Genomic DNA, 23,425 nt, shown 5'->3' with positions numbered 1-23,425 from the left:
CGCGCCGGAGCCTTTATGCTACACTGCGCGCCTGTTTTACTGCCGCTGGTGCCGCTCCGTGACTCAACACGCTGTTTATTTTCCTGAAGCTTTTCTCACGCAAATGCGCGAGGCGATGCCCGCCTCCCTCTCTTTCGACGATTTTCTCGCCGCCTGCCAGCGTCCGCTGCGTCGCAGCATTCGCGTCAACACCTTGAAAATCACGGTCGCCGACTTCCTTACCCTGACCGCGCCTTACGGCTGGTCGCTTACGCCGGTGCCGTGGTGCGAGGAAGGATTCTGGATCGCGCGGGATGACGAAGACTCACTGCCGCTGGGCAGTACCGCAGAGCATCTGAGCGGGCTGTTTTACATTCAGGAAGCCAGTTCGATGCTGCCGGTCGCCGCACTGTTTGCCGACGGGAATATGCCGGAACGCGTTATGGACGTTGCCGCCGCGCCAGGTTCAAAGACGACGCAAATCGCTGCGCGGATGGGGAACCGGGGAGCGATTCTGGCGAACGAATACGCCGCCAGCCGGGTAAAAGTGCTTCACGCTAACATCAGCCGCTGCGGGATCGGTAACGTGGCGCTCACCCACTTTGATGGCCGCGTCTTCGGCGCGGCGCTGCCGGAAATGTTCGACGCCATTCTGCTTGATGCGCCCTGCTCAGGCGAAGGCGTCGTGCGTAAAGATCCCGATGCGCTGAAAAACTGGTCCGTTGAGAGCAATCATGCGATCGCCGCAACACAACGAGAACTGATCGACAGCGCGTTCCATGCGCTGCGCCCTGGCGGCACGCTGGTCTATTCAACCTGTACGCTGAACCGTGAAGAAAATGAAGCCGTCGTACACTGGCTGAAAGGACAGTATGGCGATGCCGTCGAATTTCTGCCGCTCGCCGACCTCTTTCCACAAGCAAAACAAGCGCTCACGGTAGAGGGTTTTCTGCATGTTTTCCCGCAGATTTATGATTGCGAAGGCTTCTTTGTGGCGCGTCTGCGCAAAACGGCGTCGATCCCGCCATTGCCGGCCCCAACATACAAGGTAGGCAATTTTCCTTTTGCACCCGTAAAAGACCGCGACGCGACAAAGATTGTCCAGGCCGCGAACGCCCTCGGTCTGAAATGGGACAACGGCATGCGTCTGTGGCAACGCGATAAAGAGCTATGGCTTTTCCCGGCGGAGATCGAACCCGTGATCGGAAAAGTCCGTTTCTCACGTCTGGGCATTAAGCTCGCTGAGACCCATAACAAAGGTTTCCGCTGGCAGCACGAAGCGGTGATTGCGCTTGCCGATGTCACCCATCGTACGGCCTTTGAACTTACCCCAGAGGAAGCCGAAGCGTGGTATCGCGGGCGTGATGTCTACCCACAGCACACGCCTGATACGGATGACGTTCTGGTCACTTTTCAGCATCAGCCGATTGGTCTGGCGAAACGCATCGGTTCGCGTTTGAAAAACAGCTATCCGCGCGAGCTGGTTCGCGACGGCAAATTGTTTACCGGTAACGCGCAAAAGAACTAATTTTGCGCATTTTTTGACTGGCGCTTTTGCCTGCGTTGACTACGCTGAAAAATGGACGGCTAAACTGGTCGTACCACAAACAGTGAACCAACGGAGAGCACGATGATGAAAACCAGTGTGCGCATTGGCGCCTTTGAAATCGACGATGCCGAATTACACGGCGAGTCGCCAGGAGACCGAACGTTAACCATTCCGTGTAAATCCGACCCGGATTTATGTATGCAACTGGATGCCTGGGACGACGAAACCAGCATTCCTGCCATCCTCAACGGGGAACATTCGGTGCTGTTCCGCAACCATTACGATCAACAGTCTGATGCCTGGATCATGCGCCTTGCCTGATTCAAAAAGAACCCGTCGGCCTGGCGGGTTATTTACTTCCCCTTTCCCGCTTCCGTAAATTCCTCCTACACTATTGATACGGCTGTACAAATAGAGGATGGAATGTTCGCACTGGTTCTGTTTGTGTGTTATCTGGATGGCGGTTGTGACGATATCGTGGTGGATGTATACGATACTGAGCAACAATGCCTGTATTCGATGGACGATCAGCGGATTCGCCACGGCGGCTGCTTTCCGGTCGAAGATTTTATTGATGGATTCTGGATGCCCGCGCAGCAGTACAGCGACTTTTAGCCATGACAGCACTCGCCTGGCGGGAAGAAAGCTACGCAGCCGCCAGGGGCTGCGTATTAATGAACGATTGTTTACTCGTAGAAGATGGTAAATTCCACGGCTGCATTTGCCGTGCCGGCTTTTACTGGAAGCACAGTGCCGCCGGTAGCTTCGCGAAGGCGGGAATAGCGCGCACGCAGCGGAATTGTATAACTTGTCGCGTTACTGCCCAGGTAATACTGATTCAAAAAAGCCTTACCTCGCCAATCGAAACTGCTGGATGCTAACGCGCTTGTATGATTTGGCAGTATCGGATCCTCGATCTCAATACAGAGCCCCTCTGAACCATTCGGCTCAGGATCGGTTTTAACACAGGGTGTACCAATGTAGGTTACCCCCACTTCGTTAATCGGATCGAGGCGATAGGCGATGACGCTGGGATACCAGGGGTCCTCAACAAAGGTATTGCTGCTGCCTTCACCGGCCCAACTGCTGCTGGGACTCAAATAATTAAAAGCATTCTCATAGCGTCCGGCCATCACCGGGCAATTGATCAATTGAATGTTGAAATCTTTCCACGGCGAATACCAGTTAGATCGGTTCATCGCATCAGTTATCTCGTATTCCCCTAACTGCACATGCACATCCGGTGTCTGACAACTGCCAGCGACGACATTAAGGTTACCGCTAATACGAATACGTTGACCCTTTACCTGAAAGTCCGCCGCCATATTTTGGCCGGGAAAAGCGTAAGTAATAATAGGGGGAATAGTGACAGGCAGTGTCCATGTCCCTGCAGGAATATCCCCCGTTTTGACCAGCACAAACATGATATAACCGGCACCTGGCGCGACAGAGTTGGCGAAGGGCATGTCTAACGAGTTCGGCGACGAGATATTTTCGACAGGAAGAGAACGGTTGACGGTATTGTCGCGCCAGACCAGTGAAAAACCGACACCAGGTGTTCCCGTTTCATAAATGTCAAACCCCTGATACTGACCGACGGTCGCCGGTCCGCCATTTTCAAATTCCAGTCTACCGTTTACGTAAAAAGTTTCATTGCTACCCGTACTTGATGTGCAATCACTGTATCCTAAGCCCACAGCGCCCGTGTTTATTATCCGCTGCGAAAATAACTCAGAGCCAAAAGGGAGATCGCGAAGGGCACTTACCGTGACGCGATCGGAAAGAATAGGAACGTTGAGTTCGACGTAATCCTGAGGAATGATTTCACTGTCGACATTATTTATTCTTGTCCCTGAACAGGTCACCAGGGCGTTTGCCGGATGGCTATACAGCATGGCGCAGCACAGAAAACCAGTGGCGCCAACATAGCGCCAAAAGGCGGGTTTGATTTGCATGACGTTTTTCCTTAAATCACATGGCCGGTTCGCGGGGTCACTGCGACACACAGCGACCATTGATGGTCAGCATGCCGCGGCTGTCCGTTTTATCGCGAGACGGTAATTGGTAGTTGAGCAGGCACTGTTGATGCGCCGACTCTCCCCAGCGCACGTTCAGTTGACCACTCTGCTCTGCCAGGCGAGCAAAAATACGTCTTCCCTGACCCACAACGCCGACAGAATTTTGACTGCTGTCATAGACGTCCGCGCCGAACGGTACTTTGCTGTTTTCGTCCAGGACAATCAGCACCGGTGTTCCCACTGTGGTGCCATACTGAAGCTTAACGACCGCACCGCTGTAGGGTGCCACTTTCTGGCTGGTCAGGTTTAACTCAATGTCGTCGGGTAAGCCTTTCGGATCGAGGCTGACTTCGTTCATTTGCCAGGCGTTCAGATAAGGCACGACGGCATAGCCAAAACGATCGATGCTGACCCCCGGATAGCTGCTGACAGCCGCCCCTTTCGCCCCCTTCGCTTCGACCAGCGCCACGGTATCGGCGGTGTATGGCGACAGGGTTAGACCGCCGCTGTGCAGGACAGCCGTACCGTTCACGCCCAGTGAATAGTTGTGGTAGTTTTTGCCTGCCCCTGCTGCGGTCTGTAGCGTGGTGTACGGGGTGCGCAACGAACTGTTAAAGGCCGCGCTGCGGGTTCCGCCTTTATTGGCGTTGGCGGCGCTGACGCTGTAGCTGAAGGCATTGTTGTCCAGCGCCGTCCCGCTTACCCCAATCTGTTCGCGCATGCGCCCATCGTTGTCGCGGTTGAGGTTGACGGACATCTGGCTAAACGGACTCTCGCTTGAGAAAGGAATACTCAGGCTAAGCATATAACGGGTCTCATAGTCACCCTCGCCATTGCGGTTACGGCTGGCGCTCAGGCTATAGTTAACCCGGCCGATGTGATTGTTATAGCCAAGCTGATACTGGCGATCCTGCCCATGCTGTTTCCAGTAATTCTGTTGGTAAATACTGGCATAAAAATTCCCCCAACCATCAGGCAGTCGCTGGTTAGCCGTGATCCCCAGACGGCTCTTGGGACGATATACCTCGTGCCGGCTATCATAATGATTCAGCGCCTCTCGCAGTTGCATCGCCGTCATAAAGTCCATGTAGCCTTCGGTAGAAAACCGGTAGGCCGCCACGCTGATATTGCTGCCGGTTTGAACAATAGAATGGCTGTATTTCAGCTGATAGCTTTCCCCGGACATCGTTTTGCCAAAGCGGTCATACTCTTTCGGTAATGTGCTCCTGGCATGGGTCACATCGAATGAAAAGGCGCCAACATGGGTCCCCATGGCCAACCCCACTTGCCCGGCTTTGTAGTCCTCGTTACCCTGAATACCGGTATACGCGGTGAATCGATTGGACAGCCCCCGACGCCAGGTGAACTCGGCGAGAAAAGGTTCATCCTCGACCCAGCCTTTACGCAACGTACCGAGGGTAGCGCTGTAGTGCGTGATGCCAGGGCGCAAGAGATTACTGGTGGAGGCAAACGGCACGAGCTGACGCTGTACTGAACCGTCGGCTTCTTCCACAATGACTTCAAGTTCACCACCGTAACCCGTGGAAAAGAGATCGTTAATTTCGAACGCGCCAGGCGCAACCGTCGTCTCGTACAACAAACGGTTCTGCTGCATCACTTTTACCCTGGCGTTGGTTCTGGCAATACCGGTAATTAACGGCGCATAGCCACGCTGGGAATTAGGCAGCATCTGCTCCGCGTTCGCGAGTTGAATACCGCGAAACGCCAGGGTATCAAACTGTTCGCCCGTGGTGTGGGCATCGCCCAGCGTTAATTTACTGCTTATCTCTGGAATATGACGCTGCACGTAGGTATCCAGGGCCTGGTAATGACGGCCAAAGTCTTCCTGCCAGCTCAGACTGCCGTTATGGCGAAAATGCCAGCCTAACAGGTTAAAACCGCTGTTAATCCCGGCATAAATCGCATCGCTTTCGTTATGCGAGGTTACGTTGCGGTAAAAGTTCGCATTGTAGTTCAGAATACCGGCGGTGATCCCCTGATCCCATAATGCCGGGTTAACGTAACCACGCGGGCGCTTAATTAAGTAGATATCGGCAATCGCGAGACTAAGCGTTTGTTCACCGGTATCCAACTCGAACGATGCTTCGGGCAGGATCTGATTTATCGGTAAACAGTCATTATCCTCCGCGCGGTTGAGGAGCGTGAGCGATTCCCTTGAGAGTTTCTCGGTATTAAATTCAAGATTGATAAATGTTTTTTTCGACAGACATATGTCACCGTCGACATTCTGACCTGATCCATTTGATACCTGCAGGTCATACTGCCCCATGGCAACGTCGTTGATAATCACTTCAACGTTATATTTCCCGGGGATCGGGATACCTTTCTGAAAACGAGCGATATCAATACGGTTTTTGCTATCAGGACTAATAAAATTGGTATTGAATTCAACGAAAGAAGTATCAGCCGCACAGGCAACAGAAAAACAGGCCGTAGCAATGGCAATCGCCAGAGGACAAAGCGTCATTGTGCCGGTGATGGTTAAATTAAGGTTCCGTTCCATGATATCTTCCTGTAACTGCACTTTATAATTTTGTATTCGGCATTACTTTTTTTCAGTTTCAATAAGACGCATAGCGCCATAGTCGTTAATGATGAAGGGATAGTAATTACCCGCAGCACGGCTGAGCTGAAAGGTTTTTACCTCGCCAGGCGCCAGCATCCCGCCGTTGCCAATACTGACTTTCCCGTCACGCTCCTCAGAAAAGTAAGCGACATTAATAAAATATGGGGTGGGATTATTGGCGGTTACCGTCGTGCCCTGACGCGTCCATTTCACCTGCTGCTGGGCATCACTGGCGGTCATCGCCAGCCCGGACGGTCGATAAAAAAGCTTCAGACGAGAACGAAAAGCCATTTGCAGCATGCTTTTATCCTCGGCGTTTTTCACCTTTGCCGGGATTTCCAGTACATTGAGATAGAAGATAGACTCTTTATCTTTTGGCAAGGTCTCGCCGGTATAACGTATCCGCAATGACTGCCCTTTTCCGGGATCGACGCGGTTAATAGGAGGCGTCAACGTAAAGGGAGCCCTGGCATTATCCGGACGGGAATGACGATCGCCGGAATCTATCCACGACTGGATTAATACCGGTGATTTGCCATTATTGGTCATCTTGATGGAAACTTCTTTATCCTTTTCTGGATACACGACGCGAGTGCCAGCAATAATAACCGCACTGTTTGCGGAAAAGACCACAAGCGTGGAAAACAAGGCAAAGATAAGGGGCAGTAATTTCATTTTCATCGCTCAAGTCCTTTTTTCAGGCGAGCATTACGCTCGCCTGCAGTCATAATGAAAATTTCTTTCCGTTATGATTATTCGTAATCGATACTGAAGTTAACCTGGCTTTTCACTGTTCCAGGCGTTGTCGCGCCCATTGCGTAATAACGCACGGTGTAAGGCAGGCTGGCTGCGCCGCTGCTCATATCAATGCGTGAAGTGGTCGTGGTCTGGTTGGTGTGGCCCACCTGCAGCGGCAGGTCTGTCAGTTTGTCAACCAACTGCAACTGAACATTGGTCGCGCCATCAGGCACACTTTCGTCAGTGTTCAGCAAGTTAAAGGTAGTCGTGTCAACCGTAGAACCGTTTTCGAAGAATGCCGCCGCCGTTGATGTGCTGGTGACGCCCGTGCAGTTAGCAAGCTGGATATTAAAACCGGTATCCGCCGTTGTCTGACCTTCAGTCTGCAGCAGAGAGGTGCTGACTTCCGGCAGAACGACTGTTGCAGGTGAAGCCTGGCCGTCAACGGTGATATCACAGGTAGTGCCGGTCAGTTTACCTTCAAAATAAATCGTACCATCAGCGGCCTGTGCCTGCGTGCCAAATCCTCCAGCAATTAAAGCGGCAGCCAGAAACGTTTTTTTGATGCTCATTGTACAAACTCCATGTATATTAAAATATTCACGCGGAATAAATTGCAGTAGCACGAGTATTAAACCACTTCTATTAATACTCTTTTCTTTGCGAAGGATGATATAAGCCCAGACCACATATCACAGCGGCTGAACGTAGATGTACCCTAAGTTTTATTAGGCCTTCGACAAATAAATACTAAAGCAGCAAATTATCTCAGTAAAGGTCGATTAAGACCTTAGCTTAAAAATAGGACAAAATTCTTTATTTTGAATTTAAATAAAAATGCAGATTAAGAAATTAGTCTGATAATCAATTTCGAACGCGTTGAACGATAAATCTTTGAAAATGATTTATCTGCACACATTTTAATTGCCAGAAAGAACGCAACACCGCACAAAAAATTAAGAAAAAAATCCTAATACCCCTATTGATGACATGGTCAAGGGGCATTTCTACGTACGCGGAATTTGACCAGGCAAGTTTCCGTTTACTGTCAATAAAAAAGAAACCTATCCCACCCGACAATGTTAACAAAATGATATCAAAAAGTAATGTATTAGATAATTTTTCACAAATGATGCTTTCAAAAGAAAGTAAGTCCGCCGTATTGATGTTTTTACATACAATTTAAACCCGTTTATGGCACATGCAGGCATGAAAAACGCGCATAAAATAAGAATTTTCTTAATGCAGACACAGTCAGTAGATTCTGTGATAGTTAATAAAAGATAATTAATCTACATAATAGTAATCAGTTTGTTAAAAGACCAACATAAAATTCCCATTAAATTCATATAATTATACGTAAAAGAAATTGGCAGTGTAAATATTTTTCTTTTCGCGTAAAAGTCGAAAAGCTAGTCGCCGCATTGCATTAAACTGTAAATACCCAGAAATCGTTATCTTTTTATGCCAGGATTTTTCCCGCAAAAACAAACATTGATTCTCTATACGTGGTGATTAATCATGCGAATGGAGTAAAGGTAATAAAAGGATATGGCCCCGTTATGGAGAGTAAAATGGGTAAGAAATTGAGCCCTGTCGCTGAACGCTTATGTCATGAGTCAACAATTACTGTTATTACGACTGACCGCTACTTCTTTATGGCGATAAAGCATATCATCCATTCAATGCTGCCAGAGATCCTGAGCGAAAAAGGAGTGCTTTATAACGTCGTACATTGTGAGAGTGTATTTCACATGAACTTTCAGGATATGATTCAAAATGAAGACAGACTGCTTATCGCAGATTACGATGTGCGGCTGATCGGCAATTCCCAGGTGCTTAACTTAATTCAGGGAATGAAAATTTTCGGTTCGATGATGCTTGTTATCCATAAGGAATTGCCTATTGCCGAGGTTGACTGTTGCTTAGCTAAAGGCGCGCCAGTGGCAGAGATCAAAAAAAATTTGCGAGACTTTATTTTGCAAAAACGCGCGTCACAAAATATCAACATCACCAGCAATCAGCTATTGTCGCGTTTCACCCGACGCGAGCATCAGATCATTCGTATGATTCTGAAAGGTAAACGTGTTGACAGCATCGCGAAAGCCCTTAACGTAAGCCCTAAAACCATATATGCGCATCGATCGCGCATCTATCAGAAAGTCGGTGTACGTAACCTGCAGGGACTTTTTCACAATGGAGGCTTGCTCACTTCGCAACACAAGTGAGTTCGGCCGTTGACGCCCCACTCCATGACAACTCTGCTTCCAGCGTCGCCGACTGGACGTGATAGAAGCACTGATTTTTCGTAAAAGAAATGTTAAACCGTTTTTTGCTGTGGTATAACAAAACTGACCGTAACGCCAGCTTACTGGTGATGACGGGCCTGCCTTTCACGCGATATCGCCTAAAGGCAGATAAAAAGAGACCGAATACGATTCCTGTATTCGGTCCAGGGAAATGGCTCTTGGGAGAGAGCCGTGCGCTAAAAGTTGGCATTAATGCAGGCTAAGTCGCCTTGCCTTATAAGAATAGATGACGACGCCAGGTTTTCCAGTCCATGGCGAAAGTGGTTGGAAAAAACAGGCATCCGTCATGTGCTAAAAAGCAAAAACCGCAAGCGCGTTTCGACGATACTTGCGGTTTTTTATTGGAAATCAGAAAGATATTTTTGGTAATTAGCAGAGTTTTTCGGCGCGTTCGATAAAGGGCGCAAGACTCATTTTTTCCCCTGGCTTTGCCGGATCGTCTATTTGAATAACGTGAATAGGCTGAGCGTTGGTTTTTCCGCTGGCCACCTGCTGCTGCGCCACGTCATTAAGCGGATACTGGACCAGCGTACTCGGGTTGATCACATACAGCGCGTTTCCCGGTCGGCATGTCAGCATCACTTCTTCCCGATTGAACGCCCACTTATCTTTACCCACTTCAAAACGGCTAACGGTAATGACCTGCGGTGCCGCCAGCGCCGCGCCGGAGCTGACCAACAGCAGCAAAGAAAGAATCATTTTTTTCATGAATTTTGCCTGTCCTTCAGAACGGTTCCAGAGTCGCGAACAGACTGACAATCGCCAGAACCGCCGCTCCCATACCCCATTCAATTTTTGTCATCCAGATAAAATACTGATTGATACGGCAATGTCCCAACCGCATCCGTGGTACGAGAACATACCGATTCAGCAACGCGATTGCCACCATTAGCACCACAAGTGCACATTTTAACAAAAGCAACTGGCCCCAGCCGCTTCGCCAGGGGAGGGAGAATCCCTGAATAAATATGACATTCGCGATCCCGGTGATCAACACGCCCGCCACGGCGAGATGACCATATTGCGAGAAACGCATCATGGCGGCGATGGCCTGCTGACGCCAGCGGCCTTTTGCCAGGCGCATACAGTAGAGGACTGGCATCAGACCGCCAAACCAGGCCGCAGCACAGAGCAAATGCAGCGCGTGATTGCTCCGCTGTAGCGCGCCAGAAATGCCTGTATGCAGCGTGGCATGGCCGACGCCCGCCAGCAATGCAAACTGGGCAAACGCTAAAATCAGCAGCAGTCGCGGTAAATTTCGCGGAACGAGAAGCGCTGCCACCAGCGTCACAAGGGCGAGAATAATTTGCCATAGCCAGACACCGCCGAACTGGGTTTGCAGAACCGCGCGCCAGATTGACACAGAGAATACATCCTGCCACCCGGAGCCCATCAATCCGCCCTGCACTGCCAGCATCAGCGCCGCAGTCAGAAAACTCGCGCCAGCAGCGTACTGTTGCAAACGTAAAAACCGGCAGTTCATCAGACGACGAAGCGCCACCGGCGCCAGCCACGCACCGTAAAGCGCGCTGCCAAATATCAGCATCAGCGCGGTAAAATGAATAAAACGAAGCGTGACCCAGGTGAACGAGAGCATACTTATTTCACGCTAAACGTGTACTGCCCTTTGGTTTTATGGCCATCAACGGACACAACGTGCCAGTTAACCGTATACGTCCCCGGCGGCAGTGCGTCATCAAGGGGCACAATCAGTTGCGTTTTATCCTGTTCGTTGCGCCTGGCGGGCCGTGTTTTGATAGCCTCCTGCTTTGGACCGGTAATTGTCACACCGCTGAAACCTTGCTCAATCCCTTCAGAAAAGTTAAGGGTGAGCGCCTGCGGCGCGGCGGTTACATTGGCATTGGCAGCCGGATACTGATGCGTCAGATGCGCATGCGACCAGACTACGGGCGTCGTCAGCATGGCGGTCAGAAACAGGAGCGTACGTGCAGGAGTGACCATATCAACTATTCCTTTTTGTTATGTCTTATCTTCAAAGGATAACCCTCTATAATGTTTGAGTCGAGACGCATCAATTGCGACTTGCCATCGCGGCGGTCTCTTAGTAACTTTTGCGCGCAATACCTAAGGAGAAGACCATGCAAAAAAATCTCGCTCAGCTTGAACAAGCTGAAATGGATAAAGTGAATGTCGATCTGGCGGCTGCTGGCGTGGCGTTTAAAGAACGCTATAACATGCCCGTCGTCGCCGAGGTTGTGGAGCGCGAACAGCCAGAGCATCTACGCGACTGGTTCCGCGAGCGTCTTATCGCCCACCGCCTGACGTCTGTGACGTTGTCACGTTTACCGTATGAGCCAAAAGTAAAATAACGTTTTGCTTTAAAGTTACACATCCTTACATATTGCCTGCTACAGTATAAGTCTATTCTTAATCTATCATTTAAGAACGCTTGTAGACACTATGAAAAGGAAGTCATTATGTCGAACTGGAAAATCGCTGCCGCGCAGTATGAACCCCTAAAAACACCTGTCCGCGAACGCGTTGCTCAGCATCTCGCCTTTATTGAAGCGGCGGCCCAACAACACTGTAATTTGCTGGTCTTTCCATCCCTTTCATTGTCCGGCTGCGTTGACGACCGAAAGGCGTTACCTGCGCCGCCGGATGCCAGTCTGCTCCAACCGCTGTCCTGGGCCGCAGCGCATCATCGTATGACAATCATTGCCGGCCTGCCCGTGGAGTATAATGAGCGCTTTGTCAAAGGCATGGCCGTTTTTGCGCCGTGGATGACCGCGCCGCGTACCTATCATCACAGTCTTGGCGCTTGCCTTGGCAACGATCTTAAAACGATACGCGTGGTGGATGATCAACCGGAAGGCATGGATCTGGACCCGGCGTTTTCACTGTTCACCACCAGCCAGAGCGTCGGCGAGCCAGAATTACTCTCCTCAACATCACGGTTGCAAAACTTTTCTCATAAATTTTCGATTGCCGTACTGATGGCCAATGCGCGTGGCAACAGCGCATTATGGGATGAAAGTGGTCGACTTATCGTTCGCGCTGACCGCGGTCCGCTGTTATTAACGGGACAGCGCACACCACGGGGTTGGCAAGGTGATATCATTCCATTACGCTAGTCGTTTTCGGTCAGGAGTGTTACATGCTACGCATCATCGATACAGAAACCTGTGGCTTACAGGGCGGGATTGTCGAGATCGCCTCTGTCGACGTAATTGATGGTCAGATCGTCAACCCGATGAGCCACCTGGTGCGTCCTGACCGCCCTATTTCCCCTCAGGCGATGGCGATCCACCGTATTACCGAAGCGATGGTGGCCGATAAGCCCTGGATTGAAGAGATTATTCCGCACTATTACGGAAGCGAGTGGTACGTTGCGCATAACGCCAGCTTCGACCGCCGCGTGCTCCCGGATATGCCGGGTGAGTGGATTTGCACCATGAAGCTGTCGCGTCGGCTGTGGCCCGGCATCAAATACAGCAATATGGCGCTGTATAAATCCCGTAAGCTGAACGTGCAAACCCCGGCCGGCCTGCACCACCACCGCGCATTATATGATTGCTATATTACGGCGGCCTTGCTGATCGATATCATGAACAGTTCAGGCTGGACGCCAGAGCAGATGGTCGAGATTACCGGACGTCCGGCGCTGCTCACCACCTTCACCTTTGGCAAATACCGCGGTAAACCGGTGTCTGAGATCGCAGAGCGCGATCCGGGCTATCTGCGCTGGCTGTTTAATAATCTCGACAGCATGAGCCCGGAGCTGCGCTTAACATTAAAGCACTATCTGGAAAACGCTTAATGCTCGCCTTGCCCCGGTAACGTCCCCTGGGCCAGGCCAATCAGAAAAGCGAATTCCAGCGCCACGCCTTCATACGATTTAAAGCGACCTGACTTCCCGCCGTGTCCCGAATCCATGTCAGTGCAGAGCAGCAACAAGCGATCGTCGGTTTTCAACTCACGCAGTTTTGCCACCCATTTCGCCGGCTCCCAGTATTGCACCTGCGAGTCATGTAACCCGGTCGTGACCAGCATGTGAGGGTAAGCCTGTGCGGTGACGTTATCGTAAGGGCTGTAGCTTTTCATATACGCGTAATACTGAGGATCTTTCGGGTTTCCCCACTCCTCAAATTCCCCGGTCGTCAGCGGGATCGACTCATCCAGCATCGTCGTGACCACATCAACAAAAGGCACCTGGGCAATCACACCATGAAAAAGCTCGGGACGTTCGTTAATGGCAACCCCCATCAACATACCACCGGCGCTGCCGCCCATAGCGTAACAGTGCGAAGGCGAGCCGAAACCCAACGCGAGCAGCGCGTCGCACGCATCTAGATAATCATTGAACGTATTGCGCTTCTTAAGAAATTTACCGTCTTCGTACCACTGCTGTCCCAACTCACCGCCGCCTCGCACATGGACAATGGCATAGACGAAGCCGCGATCCAGCAGGCTTAAGCGGCTACTGCTGAAATCGGCATCCATACAGGAGCCATACGACCCGTAGCCGTAGACCAGCAGCGGATTTTGCCCCTTACGAAAATACTTTTGGTTGTAGACCAACGATACCGGCACTTCGACGCCGTCGCGCGCGGTTATCCACACGTGCTCGCTTCGGTAGTTTGCGGCGTCGAAACCGGGCACTTCCGTTTGCTTAATCACCCGACGCTCACCGGTGTCCATGTCCAGTTCAAACAGCGTGTCGGGCGTGGTCATGGAAGAGTAGCCGTAACGCAGCCGTGAGGTTTCCGGCTCCGGGTTATAAGCAAGCCAGGTGACATAAGCCGGATCATCAAAGGCGATGCCTATGACTTCTCGCGTTTTACGGTTAATTTGCCGCAGGCTGGTCAGTCCGCGCTGCCGCTCTTCCACAACCAGCCAGTCAGTAAACAGGGTAAAGCCTTCCAGCATGATAGCGTCCCGCGGCGGGATCAGCGTTTCCCATTTTTTTTCGTCACGGACACGAGTGCGATACAGACCGAAGTTTTTGCCGTCACAGTTCGAACGCAGGTAGAACTTGTGCTGGTAATGATCAAGGCTGTACTCGTGATCTTTACGACGCGGCAAAAAGACGAACGGTTCAGCGTCGGCCAACTCGGCATCCAGCAGCCGCACTTCGCTGGTCGTCGCGCTACCAAGATGGATCACAATGTAATGCTGCGAGGTTGTTTTATGCAGGCTGACGTAAAACGTATCGTCTTTTTCTTCGTAGATCAGTTCGTCGTGATTCGACGGCGTGCCAACGGTATGGCGCCAGACCTGATAAGGCAACAGCGTTGTGGCATGCTTGCGCACATAATAGAAGGTCAGAGAATCATTCGCCCAGACAAACTCGGGGGCGACGTTATCGAGCATTTCCGGATACCAGTTGCCGCTGTCAAGATTACGGAAACGAATCCCGTACTGACGGCGGGACAGGTAATCTTCCGCTATCGCCATAATCGAGTTGTCAGGAGTAATAGCCAGCCCGCCAAGGGTGTAAAACTCGCTATGCGCCGCCCGTTTGTTGCCGTCAAGTAGCGTGACCCATTCATCCCATTCTTCACTGAGCGCCGACTGACGCTGATAAATGGCGTACTCGCAGCCCGGTTCGTAAATATGGCGATAGCGATAACCGTTCTTCACATAAGGCGCGGAGACTTCGCGCGGGGGAATGCGATCGATTATTTCTTTCAGTACGCGGTCCTGCAATGCCTGCTGGGTGGACATGACCTGATGCCCGTAGGCGTTTTCCTGGCGCAGGTAGTCAAGGACTTCCGGCTGCGAGCGGCTATCGTCCCGCAGCCAGTAATAATTATCGATGCGTGTATCGCCATGGACCGTCATGGCGTAGGGAATACGATTGGCTTTCGGCAGCATGTCACTGTTCTTTCGTGATTATACATCCTCTAAGGGTGGCAAAACTCACGAATGATGCAAGCGAAACATGCTGCATTCAGCGGTTAGCCGGGTAACGCCAGCTTTTGCTGTTTGAGATCCTGTTCAATACCTTCGCGGACATCCTGCGGGATTTTCAACGCATCGCCCAGCGCGTTAAGGTAGCTGCGCTCCATAAAGTGATCAATATCAATGGCCGCACAGCTCAGGAAGTAAACCTCAAGCGCTTCTTCTTCGTTGCGAACGCCCTCGGCCAGACGCTGCGGATCGAGCGGTTGCTCAATAGCCTTCTCGATGAACACGCGCCCCTGCTCTTCCACGCCCGCTTCACGCAACTGCTGCTCGATAGCGGCGCGCTCTTTCGCATCAATATGACCATCGCTTTTTGCAGCGAAAACCAGCGCCAGGATCAAACGCTCGGTGCGCACATCCAGCGGCGAACTCTGCGCGCCAAATTGCGGCTCGTCCTGATGGGCGGCACGCACTCTGTCTTTGTACTTGTTCCATAATACTGTGCCAGCAATCGCGCCACCGCCCGCGAGCAGCGCGCCAGTGCCATATTTGCTGAGTAATTTACGGGAAGATTTATTTGCGACCAGTAAACCTGCCAGACCACCCAGCGCGCCGGGAACCAACAGTTTACTTAATCCTTGCTGACCGGAAGAGGAAGACGACGAAGACGCTCCGCTCTGTCCGAGCAAAGATTGTAATTGATTTAGCCAGTTAGCCATTTTTGCCCCTCAAGTACTGACAATGAATCTTCAAATCGTACCCGAGGGGATGTCAGGAAATGTATTTTCCTGCAAAAGATGCGCAAATTATGACGTTACTGCGGCTGATACTCCGCCTTGCCGGCTTTGCAATCGACGCTGACGTTATAGTGTATATCCGCGCTTTTGCCGCGTACGGTCAGCGGCACCTGCCATTTTCCATCCTGGCCGGTAATTTCTTTCGGGTTAACCCAGGCAACAGGATCGGCCTGACCAACATGCTTTTGATCGTCAGGCCAGCGCGCAATGCGATTTTGTTGATAATCGCGCTTAACGCTCGCCGCAATGCCCGCGGCATCCAGTCCTTCACACTGAGGAAATTTGACCGTTTTGCTGTCTGTACTGGCTGCATACGCCGATGCGCTGGCAACCAGCAGCAGGCTCAGCAGCGCGCCCGTTTTGTTCATGTTTTTCTCCATAGCCCATTGCGTTGACTCAGAAAAAAGCATGGTACAAAACGGCAGGAGCGCAAGTCAGACTCAGGCGGCCTGGGTGTCGTCTTCCGCGGACTCAACCACCTGCGGCGATGGCAATTTGCCGGTTCTGAGAATAGTGCTCAGGACATCTTTCTGTTCTGCCAGCCACAGGGAAAGCGCTTCACGCTGTTCGTCTTCCAGCGCTAACGGCGACTGTTCAAGCCAGGTGTCAAGCAGATCCGCCGTGTCCAGCATCTTGTCATACGCATCGGCTTCCTTTTTGCTGGTAAATGACATTTTTTCCTCACCTTCACGAATGACTACGTATTTAACTTCAACCGCCATTTTGCAGCCTCTCAATATTACTGTATTTATATACAGTATATTCCATTTACGACCTGAAATCAACCTGGTAATAAAGACAGACGCAAACGTTTTCGTATATACTGCGGCCAATTTTAATCGGGGGATATTTGTATGACGTTATTAGGTACAGCGCTGCGTCCGGCAGCCACTCGGGTGATGTTGTTAGGTTCCGGCGAGCTGGGTAAAGAAGTGGCGATAGAGTGCCAGCGCCTCGGCATTGAGGTTATCGCGGTCGATCGCTATGCCGACGCGCCAGCGATGCATGTCGCGCACCGTTCTCACGTCATCAATATGCTGGACGGGAACGCCCTGCGACGTGTGGTTGAACAGGAGAAACCGCATTTTATCGTACCGGAAATCGAAGCTATCGCCACTGACATGCTGGTACAACTGGAGCAGGAGGGTCTGAACGTTGTCCCCTGCGCCCGCGCGACACAACTGACGATGAACCGTGAAGGTATTCGCCGCCTGGCGGCGGAGGCGCTGGCGCTGCCCACGTCCCCTTTCCGTTTTGCCGACAGCGAAGCCAGCTTTCGTGAGGCCGTAAGCGAAATTGGCTATCCCTGCATTGTGAAACCGGTGATGAGCTCCTCCGGCAAAGGACAAAGTTTTATCCGTTCCGATGAACAATTAGCCCAGGCCTGGGCGTATGCGCAGCAAGGCGGTCGCGCGGGGGCCGGGCGAGTGATAGTGGAAGGCGTGGTGAATTTCGACTTCGAAATTACCCTGTTGACCGTTAGCGCCGTCGACGGCGTGCATTTCTGCGCGCCGGTGGGCCATCGTCAGGAAGATGGCGACTACCGTGAATCCTGGCAGCCGCAGCAGATGAGCGCGCTGGCCCTCGAACGCGCCCAGGAGATTGCACGTAAAGTGGTGCTGGCATTAGGCGGCCACGGGCTGTTTGGCGTTGAGCTGTTTGTCTGCGGCGATGAGGTCATTTTTAGCGAAGTTTCCCCTCGTCCACACGACACCGGAATGGTGACACTGATTTCGCAGGATCTGTCCGAGTTTGCCCTTCACGTACGCGCCTTTCTCGGTCTGCCGGTGGGCGCTATCCGCCAGTACGGGCCGTCAGCTTCAGCGGTGATTTTACCGTCATTGTCCAGCCAGAACGTCACGTTTGACCAGGTGCAGAATGCGGTTGGCGCAGGCTTGCAGATACGCTTATTCGGTAAGCCGGAAATCGATGGAACCCGTCGTCTGGGGGTCGTCCTGGCGACAGGAGAAAACGTTGACGCGGCAGTGATGAGCGCAAAAGACGCGGCCCGTCAGGTGATTGTCAAAGGTTGAATCGCCATCAGGCCTACAGCCGCGCGTAGGCCTGATAAACGACATAACCGCTAATTACTGCTTCGCGCCTTCTACTGCTTCGCGCGCCAGGCGGGTAATACGGTCGTAGTCACCCGCTTCCAGCGCATCGTTCGGCACCAGCCAGGAACCGCCGATACACAGCACGCTTTTCAGCGCCAGGTAATCACGGTAGTTGGCCGGAGAAATGCCGCCGGTCGGGCAGAAACGTACCTGTGAGAACGGACCCGCAATCGCCTGCAGCGCTTTGGTGCCGCCGTTGGCTTCCGCCGGGAAGAATTTAAACTCTTTCAGGCCGTAGTCCATTCCCAGCATCAGTTCAGAAACCGTGCTGATCCCCGGAATAAGCGGGATCGTACCTTCCGTTGCCGCTTTCAGTAACGGCTCGGTCAGACCCGGGCTGATGGCGAACTGCGCGCCGGCAGCAGTGACGTCCGCCAGTTGCTGCGGGTTGAGTACGGTACCCGCGCCGACAATGGCTTCCGGCACCTCTTTGGCGATAGCGCGGATAGCATCCATCGCACAGGCGGTACGTAACGTGACTTCCAGTACGCGCACACCACCGGCAACTAACGCTTTTGCCATCGGCACAGCGTGTTCCAGTTTATTCACCACGATCACCGGGACAACCGGGCCGGTGGTCAGGATTGCTTCTGCACTTGTTTTCCAGTTTTTCATCAGAGTTTTTCTCTCGCCTGATTACAAAATGAGTCTTAAAAAGTGATACAGGTTGCGCCCTGCTCCGCGCCGGAAAGTTTTTCACGCAGCGCGCTAAACATCTCACGACCGGTACCGATACGCGAAGCGCTCAGATCCGGAATGTGAGGCTGGCGGGCGGCAAGTTCCGCGTCATCAACCAGCAGCGTTAATTCCCCTGTCTGTCCGTTCACCCGAATAAGGTCGCCATCGCGCACTTTCGCCAGCAGGCCGCCGTCGTAGGCTTCCGGGGTGACATGGATGGCTGAAGGCACTTTACCTGAAGCACCCGAAAGCCGTCCATCGGTAACTAACGCAATTTTGAAACAGCGGTCCAATAATACACCAAGTGGCGGCATGAGTTTATGTAATTCTGGCATTCCGTTCGCCTTTGGTCCCTGATGACGCACAACCACGACGCAATCTTTGTCCAGCAGACCTGCTTCAAAGGCCGGTAAAACGTCATGTTGGCTTTCGAAGACCACGGCGGGGGCTTCGATAATCTGATTCTCAACCGGCACCGCAGACGTTTTCATGACTGCGCGACCCAAATTCCCGCTCAGTACCTTCGTTCCACCGTGATGGGAAAACGGTTGATCAAAAGCGGCAATGACATTGTTGTCCAGTGATTTCTGTGCGCCATCACGCCAGTCAAGCTCGCCGTTATTCAGCCACGGTTCCAGGGTGTAGCGCTTCAGACCGAAGCCCGCCACGGTATTGACGTCTTCATGCAGCAGGCCCGCATTCAGCAGTTCGCGCATCAGCACCGGTACGCCACCCGCCGCCTGGAAGTGGTTAATGTCTGCCGGACCGTTCGGGTACAGGCGCGCCATCAGCGGCACGACGTCCGACAGGTCCGAGAAGTCATCCCAGTTAATCTGAATGCCCGCCGCACGCGCCATTGCCACCAGGTGCATTGTGTGGTTGGTGGAACCTCCGGTTGCCAGCAGCGCGACAATCCCGTTTACCACCACTTTTTCATCGATCATTTTACCGATCGGCATCCAGTCGTTGCCGTTGCCGGTCAGACGCGTCACCTGACGCGCCGCCGCCACGGTCAGCGCTTCACGCAGCGGCGCATCCGGATGCACAAAAGAGGATCCCGGCAGCTGCATGCCCATAAATTCCACCACCATCTGGTTGGTGTTGGCCGTTCCGTAGAAGGTACAGGTGCCTGGCGCATGGTAAGAGGCCGCTTCCGACTCCAGCAGCGCCATCCGATCCACTTTCCCTTCAGCGTACAGCTGACGAATACGCACCTTTTCTTTATTCGCTAAACCACTGGCCATCGGGCCTGATGGGATAAAGATTGACGGCAGGTGACCAAACGACAGCGCAGCCATCACCAGACCCGGTACAATTTTGTCGCACACGCCGAGGAACAGCGCACCGTCAAACATGTTGTGCGACAGTCCAACCGCCGCCGACATCGCGATCACTTCACGGCTCAGCAGGGAAAGTTCCATACCGTCCTGCCCCTGCGTTACGCCATCACACATTGCCGGAACGCCGCCCGCCACCTGTCCGACCGCATTCGCCGAGTGCAGCGCTTTACGAATAATATCCGGATAGTGTTCATAAGGCTGATGCGCCGAGAGCATGTCGTTGTATGAGGTGATGATCGCGATATTGTTACGCAACATGCTTTTCAGGGAGGCTTTATCTTCCGGCTGGCAGGCGGCAAAGCCATGCGCCAGGTTGCCGCACGCCAGCTGCGAGCGGTGAACGGTTGAAGATTTGGCCTGCTCGATACGAGCGAGGTAGGCAGAACGGGTCTCGCGAGAACGTTCAATAATGCGCTGTGTTACGCGTAACAAATTCGGATTCATAACGGCTCCTGAAATTTATTTGTCAGAGCGACCGGTTTTGCAACATTCATCAATGGGTCCCGGGACCCGGAAAACGCTGGCAAGCAGTAGCTCAGGGGCAAAATCGTTTCAGGCAGTGTAATAAAAAAAGCCCCGCGGGTGAATCCACGCGAGGCTTAAAAGTGCAAAAATTGTTCTACAATCTGTGTTAGATCATGTTACCGGTAAAATAACACCTTAGTAGCAGGGACGCTTTTACTCGAATTCATTCCAGGAACGCCCGTCGCGGGTGATCATCGCCACCGAGGCGACAGGTCCCCAGGTCCCGGCCTGATACGGTTTCGGCGCGTCATTGTCCATTGCCCATGCTTCGGTAATTGAGTCCACCCACTTCCATGCTTCTTCCACTTCGTCGCGACGCACGAACAGCGCCTGAATGCCGCGCATGGTTTCCAGCAGCAACCGTTCGTAAGCGTCCGCCAGATGCGTCTGATTGAAGGTTTCGGAGTAGCTCAGATCGAGCTTGGTAATTTGCAGGTTGTGCTTGTGATCGAGGCCCGGCACCTTGTTCAATACCTGAATATCCACCCCTTCATCCGGCTGCAGACGGATGGTCAGTTTGTTCTGCGGCAGATCCTGCCATGACTCTTTGAACAGGTTGAGTTCAGGCGTCTTGAAGTACACCACCACCTCGGAGCATTTGGTCGGCAAACGCTTGCCGGTACGCAGGTAGAACGGCACGCCCGCCCAGCGCCAGTTGTCGATGTCCACGCGAATCGCCACAAACGTTTCAGTGTTACTGCTCTTATTCGCGCCTTCTTCTTCCAGATAACCCGGTACTTTTTTACCCTGGGCAAAGCCGGTGGTGTACTGGCCGCGGACCGTTTTTTCACGCACGTTGGAACGATCAATGCGACGCAGCGACTTTAACACTTTCACTTTTTCGTCACGAATACTGTCTGCGGTGAGATCGGACGGCGGAGACATCGCAATCATGCACAGGATTTGCAACAGATGGTTCTGGATCATATCGCGCATCTGGCCTGCCTGGTCAAAGTAGCCCCAGCGGCCTTCGATCCCCACTTCCTCGGCAACGGTAATTTCCACATGATCAATCGTGCGGTTATCCCAGTTGTTGACGAACAGCGAGTTGGCAAAACGCAACGCCAGCAGGTTTAAAACCGTCTCTTTCCCCAGATAGTGGTCAATACGGTAAACCTGGCACTCTTCAAAATACTCGCCAACCTGATCGTTGATCTCGCGCGATGTCGCCAGCGATGTTCCCAGCGGTTTTTCCATCACCACGCGCGCCGGTTTGGCGTTCAGTTTGGCTTCGCCCAGACCTTTGCAAATCGCGCCAAAGGTGCTTGGCGGCATAGCGAAGTAGTTAATGGTGGTACGGTTTTTCTGATCCAGCATGTCGCCCAGACGGGTAAACGCCGCGGTGTCATTGACGTCCAGATTACAAAAATCCAGACGACCGCTCAGGGTGTCCCATAAACTTTCGTCGATCTTCTCTTTCATGAAGGTTTCGAGGGCTTCACGAACAACCCGGGTATAGGCTTCTTTATCCCAGTCCGCGCGCCCTACCCCGATAATGCGGGTCTCCGGGTTGATCTGACCGGCTTTTTCCAACTGATACAGGGAAGGCAGCAATTTACGACGCGCAAGGTCGCCTTTCGCGCCGAAAATGACCAGGTCACAGGCCTGGGCTGTTTGCGTTACCGCCATGTCATTCTCCTTAGTTAGCTATCCTGGTGCGTTGCCAGGCATTACTTGTAATTTTATTACAGTGCACTGTACTGCTTTTACGTGAATCCTGAAACCGTAAACGGTTAACCACCCGTGCGGTTGGCGATCGTCGCGCCGTTTTGTTGTTGAGTGGCGCGATCGTGTAAAAAGGGGTGTCGTTTTTGTAAGCATGACATCAGGACAAAATAAGATGCTGATCATGTTATGAAAAAAAACAACAACTATACTGACCATTTTCCCCCCTTCATGGGCCAGCAGGGGTACTATCTACCAAAATCGCCGCTCGATTTCCTGTATTACTGAAATCGTCATATCCTTGAGTTTACATCATGAATATGCTGGAAAAAATCCAGTCTCAACTGGAACATTTAAGCAAATCTGAACGCAAAGTCGCCGATGTCATTCTTGCCTCGCCAGAACGGGCGATTCACTGCAGTATCGCGACCCTTGCTCAGGAAGCCAACGTCAGCGAACCTACCGTCAACCGCTTCTGCCGCAGTATGGAGACCCGGGGGTTTCCGGATTTTAAACTGCATCTGGCGCAAAGTCTGGCAAATGGCACTCCGTATGTAAATCGCAATGTCGATGAAGATGACAGCGTAGAGTCATATACGGGAAAAATTTTTGAATCCGCGATGGCAAGCCTCGATCATGTTCGCCAGTCACTGGACAAGTCGGCGGTTAACCGCGCGGTAGATCTCCTCACTCAGGCGAAAAAAATCGCATTTTTCGGCCTCGGTTCCTCTGCCGCCGTCGCTCATGACGCGATGAATAAGTTTTTCCGCTTCAACGTCCCGGTGATCTATTCGGACGATATCGTGCTGCAACGGATGAGCTGTATGAATTGTAGCGACGATGATGTGGTCGTACTGATCTCTCACACCGGGCGAACCAAAAGTCTGGTTGAGCTGGCGCAACTGGCGCGCGAAAACGATGCGATGGTCATTGCTCTCACCTCCGCCGGTACGCCGCTGGCCCGAGAAGCGACTCTGGCGATTACCCTGGATGTACCGGAAGATACTGACATTTATATGCCCATGGTCTCTCGACTTGCGCAGTTGACCGTGATAGATGTGCTGGCAACAGGATTTACTTTGCGTCGTGGGGCAAAATTCAGAGATAACTTGAAGCGTGTCAAGGAAGCGCTTAAGGAATCGCGTTTTGATAAAGAATTACTCATCAAGAGTGATAACCGCTAACAGCAATAATAAGTACGACCTTTTTTCGTCATCCGGTTTTGTTCGCTATGCTATGTAAAGGTTTTCAGAACCGC

General features: G+C 52.2%; 23 protein-coding genes. 9 read left to right on the top strand and 14 right to left on the bottom strand.

What is annotated here, in order from left to right; all coding sequences use genetic code 11:
- Positions 1–58: 58 nt before the first annotated feature.
- The 3 genes from rsmF to OOJ60_RS02725 all read left to right on the top strand — a co-directional run bounded on the left by rsmF (position 59) and on the right by OOJ60_RS02725 (position 2,143).
- Positions 59–1,507, top strand: a complete 1,449-nt coding sequence (gene rsmF / locus OOJ60_RS02735; RefSeq protein ID WP_205611895.1) for a 16S rRNA (cytosine(1407)-C(5))-methyltransferase RsmF — start codon at positions 59–61, stop codon at positions 1,505–1,507.
- 105 nt (positions 1,508–1,612) lie between these two features.
- Positions 1,613–1,849: a YebV family protein gene (locus OOJ60_RS02730; protein WP_167333858.1), complete on the top strand. Its 237-nt coding sequence runs from the start codon at positions 1,613–1,615 to the stop codon at positions 1,847–1,849.
- A gap of 102 nt (positions 1,850–1,951) precedes the next feature.
- The gene (locus OOJ60_RS02725; protein ID WP_042287832.1) at positions 1,952–2,143 is read left to right on the top strand and encodes a YebW family protein; all 192 of its coding nucleotides are present in this window, start codon (positions 1,952–1,954) and stop codon (positions 2,141–2,143) included.
- Positions 2,144–2,214: 71 nt separating this feature from the next.
- On the opposite strand, the gene OOJ60_RS02720 is transcribed toward OOJ60_RS02725, so the two are convergent.
- From OOJ60_RS02720 to OOJ60_RS02705, 4 genes are all read right to left on the bottom strand, one after another.
- Complete coding sequence (locus OOJ60_RS02720) at positions 2,215–3,483, bottom strand: fimbrial protein (protein WP_205611894.1); 1,269 nt, start codon at positions 3,481–3,483, stop codon at positions 2,215–2,217.
- 37 nt (positions 3,484–3,520) lie between these two features.
- On the bottom strand, positions 3,521–6,070 hold the full coding sequence (locus OOJ60_RS02715; RefSeq protein ID WP_205611893.1) for a fimbria/pilus outer membrane usher protein: 2,550 nt from the start codon (positions 6,068–6,070) through the stop codon (positions 3,521–3,523).
- Between the two features lie 42 nt (positions 6,071–6,112).
- On the bottom strand, positions 6,113–6,814 hold the full coding sequence (locus OOJ60_RS02710) for a fimbrial biogenesis chaperone (RefSeq protein ID WP_233467609.1): 702 nt from the start codon (positions 6,812–6,814) through the stop codon (positions 6,113–6,115).
- Positions 6,815–6,885: 71 nt separating this feature from the next.
- Positions 6,886–7,443 carry a fimbrial protein gene (locus tag OOJ60_RS02705; protein WP_082636783.1) on the bottom strand — a complete coding sequence of 186 codons (558 nt, stop codon included), beginning with the start codon at positions 7,441–7,443 and terminating at the stop codon, positions 6,886–6,888.
- 1,002 nt (positions 7,444–8,445) lie between these two features.
- Between OOJ60_RS02705 and OOJ60_RS02700 the strand changes: the two genes are divergently transcribed.
- The gene (locus tag OOJ60_RS02700; protein ID WP_205611892.1) at positions 8,446–9,099 is read left to right on the top strand and encodes a helix-turn-helix transcriptional regulator; all 654 of its coding nucleotides are present in this window, start codon (positions 8,446–8,448) and stop codon (positions 9,097–9,099) included.
- A 450-nt stretch (positions 9,100–9,549) separates the two neighbouring features.
- On the opposite strand, the gene OOJ60_RS02695 is transcribed toward OOJ60_RS02700, so the two are convergent.
- The 3 genes from OOJ60_RS02695 to yobA are packed head-to-tail and all read right to left on the bottom strand — an operon-like array spanning position 9,550 to position 11,142.
- Complete coding sequence (locus OOJ60_RS02695) at positions 9,550–9,888, bottom strand: YebY family protein (protein ID WP_060569589.1); 339 nt, start codon at positions 9,886–9,888, stop codon at positions 9,550–9,552.
- Positions 9,889–9,904: 16 nt separating this feature from the next.
- Positions 9,905–10,777 (bottom strand): copper homeostasis membrane protein CopD, encoded by an 873-nt coding sequence (gene copD / locus OOJ60_RS02690; protein WP_205611891.1) that lies wholly within the window; start codon positions 10,775–10,777, stop codon positions 9,905–9,907.
- Positions 10,778–10,779: 2 nt separating this feature from the next.
- The gene (gene yobA / locus OOJ60_RS02685; RefSeq protein WP_042287846.1) at positions 10,780–11,142 is read right to left on the bottom strand and encodes a CopC domain-containing protein YobA; all 363 of its coding nucleotides are present in this window, start codon (positions 11,140–11,142) and stop codon (positions 10,780–10,782) included.
- Between the two features lie 137 nt (positions 11,143–11,279).
- Between yobA and OOJ60_RS02680 the strand changes: the two genes are divergently transcribed.
- The 3 genes from OOJ60_RS02680 to exoX all read left to right on the top strand — a co-directional run bounded on the left by OOJ60_RS02680 (position 11,280) and on the right by exoX (position 12,961).
- Positions 11,280–11,510, top strand: coding sequence for a DNA polymerase III subunit theta (locus OOJ60_RS02680; protein ID WP_042287849.1), 231 nt, complete (start codon positions 11,280–11,282; stop codon positions 11,508–11,510).
- 108 nt (positions 11,511–11,618) lie between these two features.
- Positions 11,619–12,275 (top strand): carbon-nitrogen hydrolase family protein, encoded by a 657-nt coding sequence (locus tag OOJ60_RS02675; RefSeq protein WP_205611890.1) that lies wholly within the window; start codon positions 11,619–11,621, stop codon positions 12,273–12,275.
- 23 nt (positions 12,276–12,298) lie between these two features.
- The gene (exoX, locus tag OOJ60_RS02670; RefSeq protein ID WP_042287853.1) at positions 12,299–12,961 is read left to right on the top strand and encodes an exodeoxyribonuclease X; all 663 of its coding nucleotides are present in this window, start codon (positions 12,299–12,301) and stop codon (positions 12,959–12,961) included.
- On the opposite strand, the gene ptrB is transcribed toward exoX, so the two are convergent.
- The 4 genes from ptrB to yebG all read right to left on the bottom strand — a co-directional run bounded on the left by ptrB (position 12,958) and on the right by yebG (position 16,567).
- Positions 12,958–15,018, bottom strand: a complete 2,061-nt coding sequence (ptrB, locus tag OOJ60_RS02665) for an oligopeptidase B (RefSeq protein WP_205611889.1) — start codon at positions 15,016–15,018, stop codon at positions 12,958–12,960. The genes exoX and ptrB overlap by 4 nt on opposite strands.
- A gap of 83 nt (positions 15,019–15,101) precedes the next feature.
- Positions 15,102–15,767 carry a tellurite resistance TerB family protein gene (locus tag OOJ60_RS02660; protein WP_042287858.1) on the bottom strand — a complete coding sequence of 222 codons (666 nt, stop codon included), beginning with the start codon at positions 15,765–15,767 and terminating at the stop codon, positions 15,102–15,104.
- A gap of 95 nt (positions 15,768–15,862) precedes the next feature.
- A complete protein-coding gene (yebF, locus tag OOJ60_RS02655; RefSeq protein WP_181821529.1) occupies positions 15,863–16,213 on the bottom strand; it encodes a protein YebF in 351 nt (116 codons plus the stop codon).
- A gap of 72 nt (positions 16,214–16,285) precedes the next feature.
- A complete protein-coding gene (gene yebG / locus OOJ60_RS02650; protein WP_042287862.1) occupies positions 16,286–16,567 on the bottom strand; it encodes a DNA damage-inducible protein YebG in 282 nt (93 codons plus the stop codon).
- A 132-nt stretch (positions 16,568–16,699) separates the two neighbouring features.
- Between yebG and purT the strand changes: the two genes are divergently transcribed.
- Positions 16,700–17,878, top strand: coding sequence for a formate-dependent phosphoribosylglycinamide formyltransferase (gene purT / locus OOJ60_RS02645; RefSeq protein WP_199956137.1), 1,179 nt, complete (start codon positions 16,700–16,702; stop codon positions 17,876–17,878).
- Between the two features lie 54 nt (positions 17,879–17,932).
- On the opposite strand, the gene kdgA is transcribed toward purT, so the two are convergent.
- The 3 genes from kdgA to zwf form a co-directional block, all read right to left on the bottom strand.
- Complete coding sequence (gene kdgA, locus OOJ60_RS02640; protein WP_042287867.1) at positions 17,933–18,574, bottom strand: bifunctional 4-hydroxy-2-oxoglutarate aldolase/2-dehydro-3-deoxy-phosphogluconate aldolase; 642 nt, start codon at positions 18,572–18,574, stop codon at positions 17,933–17,935.
- Between the two features lie 35 nt (positions 18,575–18,609).
- Complete coding sequence (edd, locus tag OOJ60_RS02635; protein ID WP_042287869.1) at positions 18,610–20,421, bottom strand: phosphogluconate dehydratase; 1,812 nt, start codon at positions 20,419–20,421, stop codon at positions 18,610–18,612.
- A gap of 234 nt (positions 20,422–20,655) precedes the next feature.
- Entirely contained in the window at positions 20,656–22,131 is a 1,476-nt protein-coding gene (gene zwf, locus OOJ60_RS02630; protein ID WP_060569584.1) for a glucose-6-phosphate dehydrogenase, read from the bottom strand.
- A 350-nt stretch (positions 22,132–22,481) separates the two neighbouring features.
- On the opposite strand from zwf, the gene OOJ60_RS02625 reads away from it, so the two are divergent.
- Positions 22,482–23,351, top strand: coding sequence for a MurR/RpiR family transcriptional regulator (locus OOJ60_RS02625; protein ID WP_042287873.1), 870 nt, complete (start codon positions 22,482–22,484; stop codon positions 23,349–23,351).
- The last annotated feature ends 74 nt before the right edge of the window (positions 23,352–23,425 follow it).

The organism is Citrobacter sp. R4, assembly GCF_026719175.1.
GTDB classification, from domain to species: domain Bacteria; phylum Pseudomonadota; class Gammaproteobacteria; order Enterobacterales; family Enterobacteriaceae; genus Citrobacter_A; species Citrobacter_A sedlakii.
Note: the sequence above shows the minus strand (reverse complement) of the source record. Positions and strands in the feature narration are given on the sequence as shown.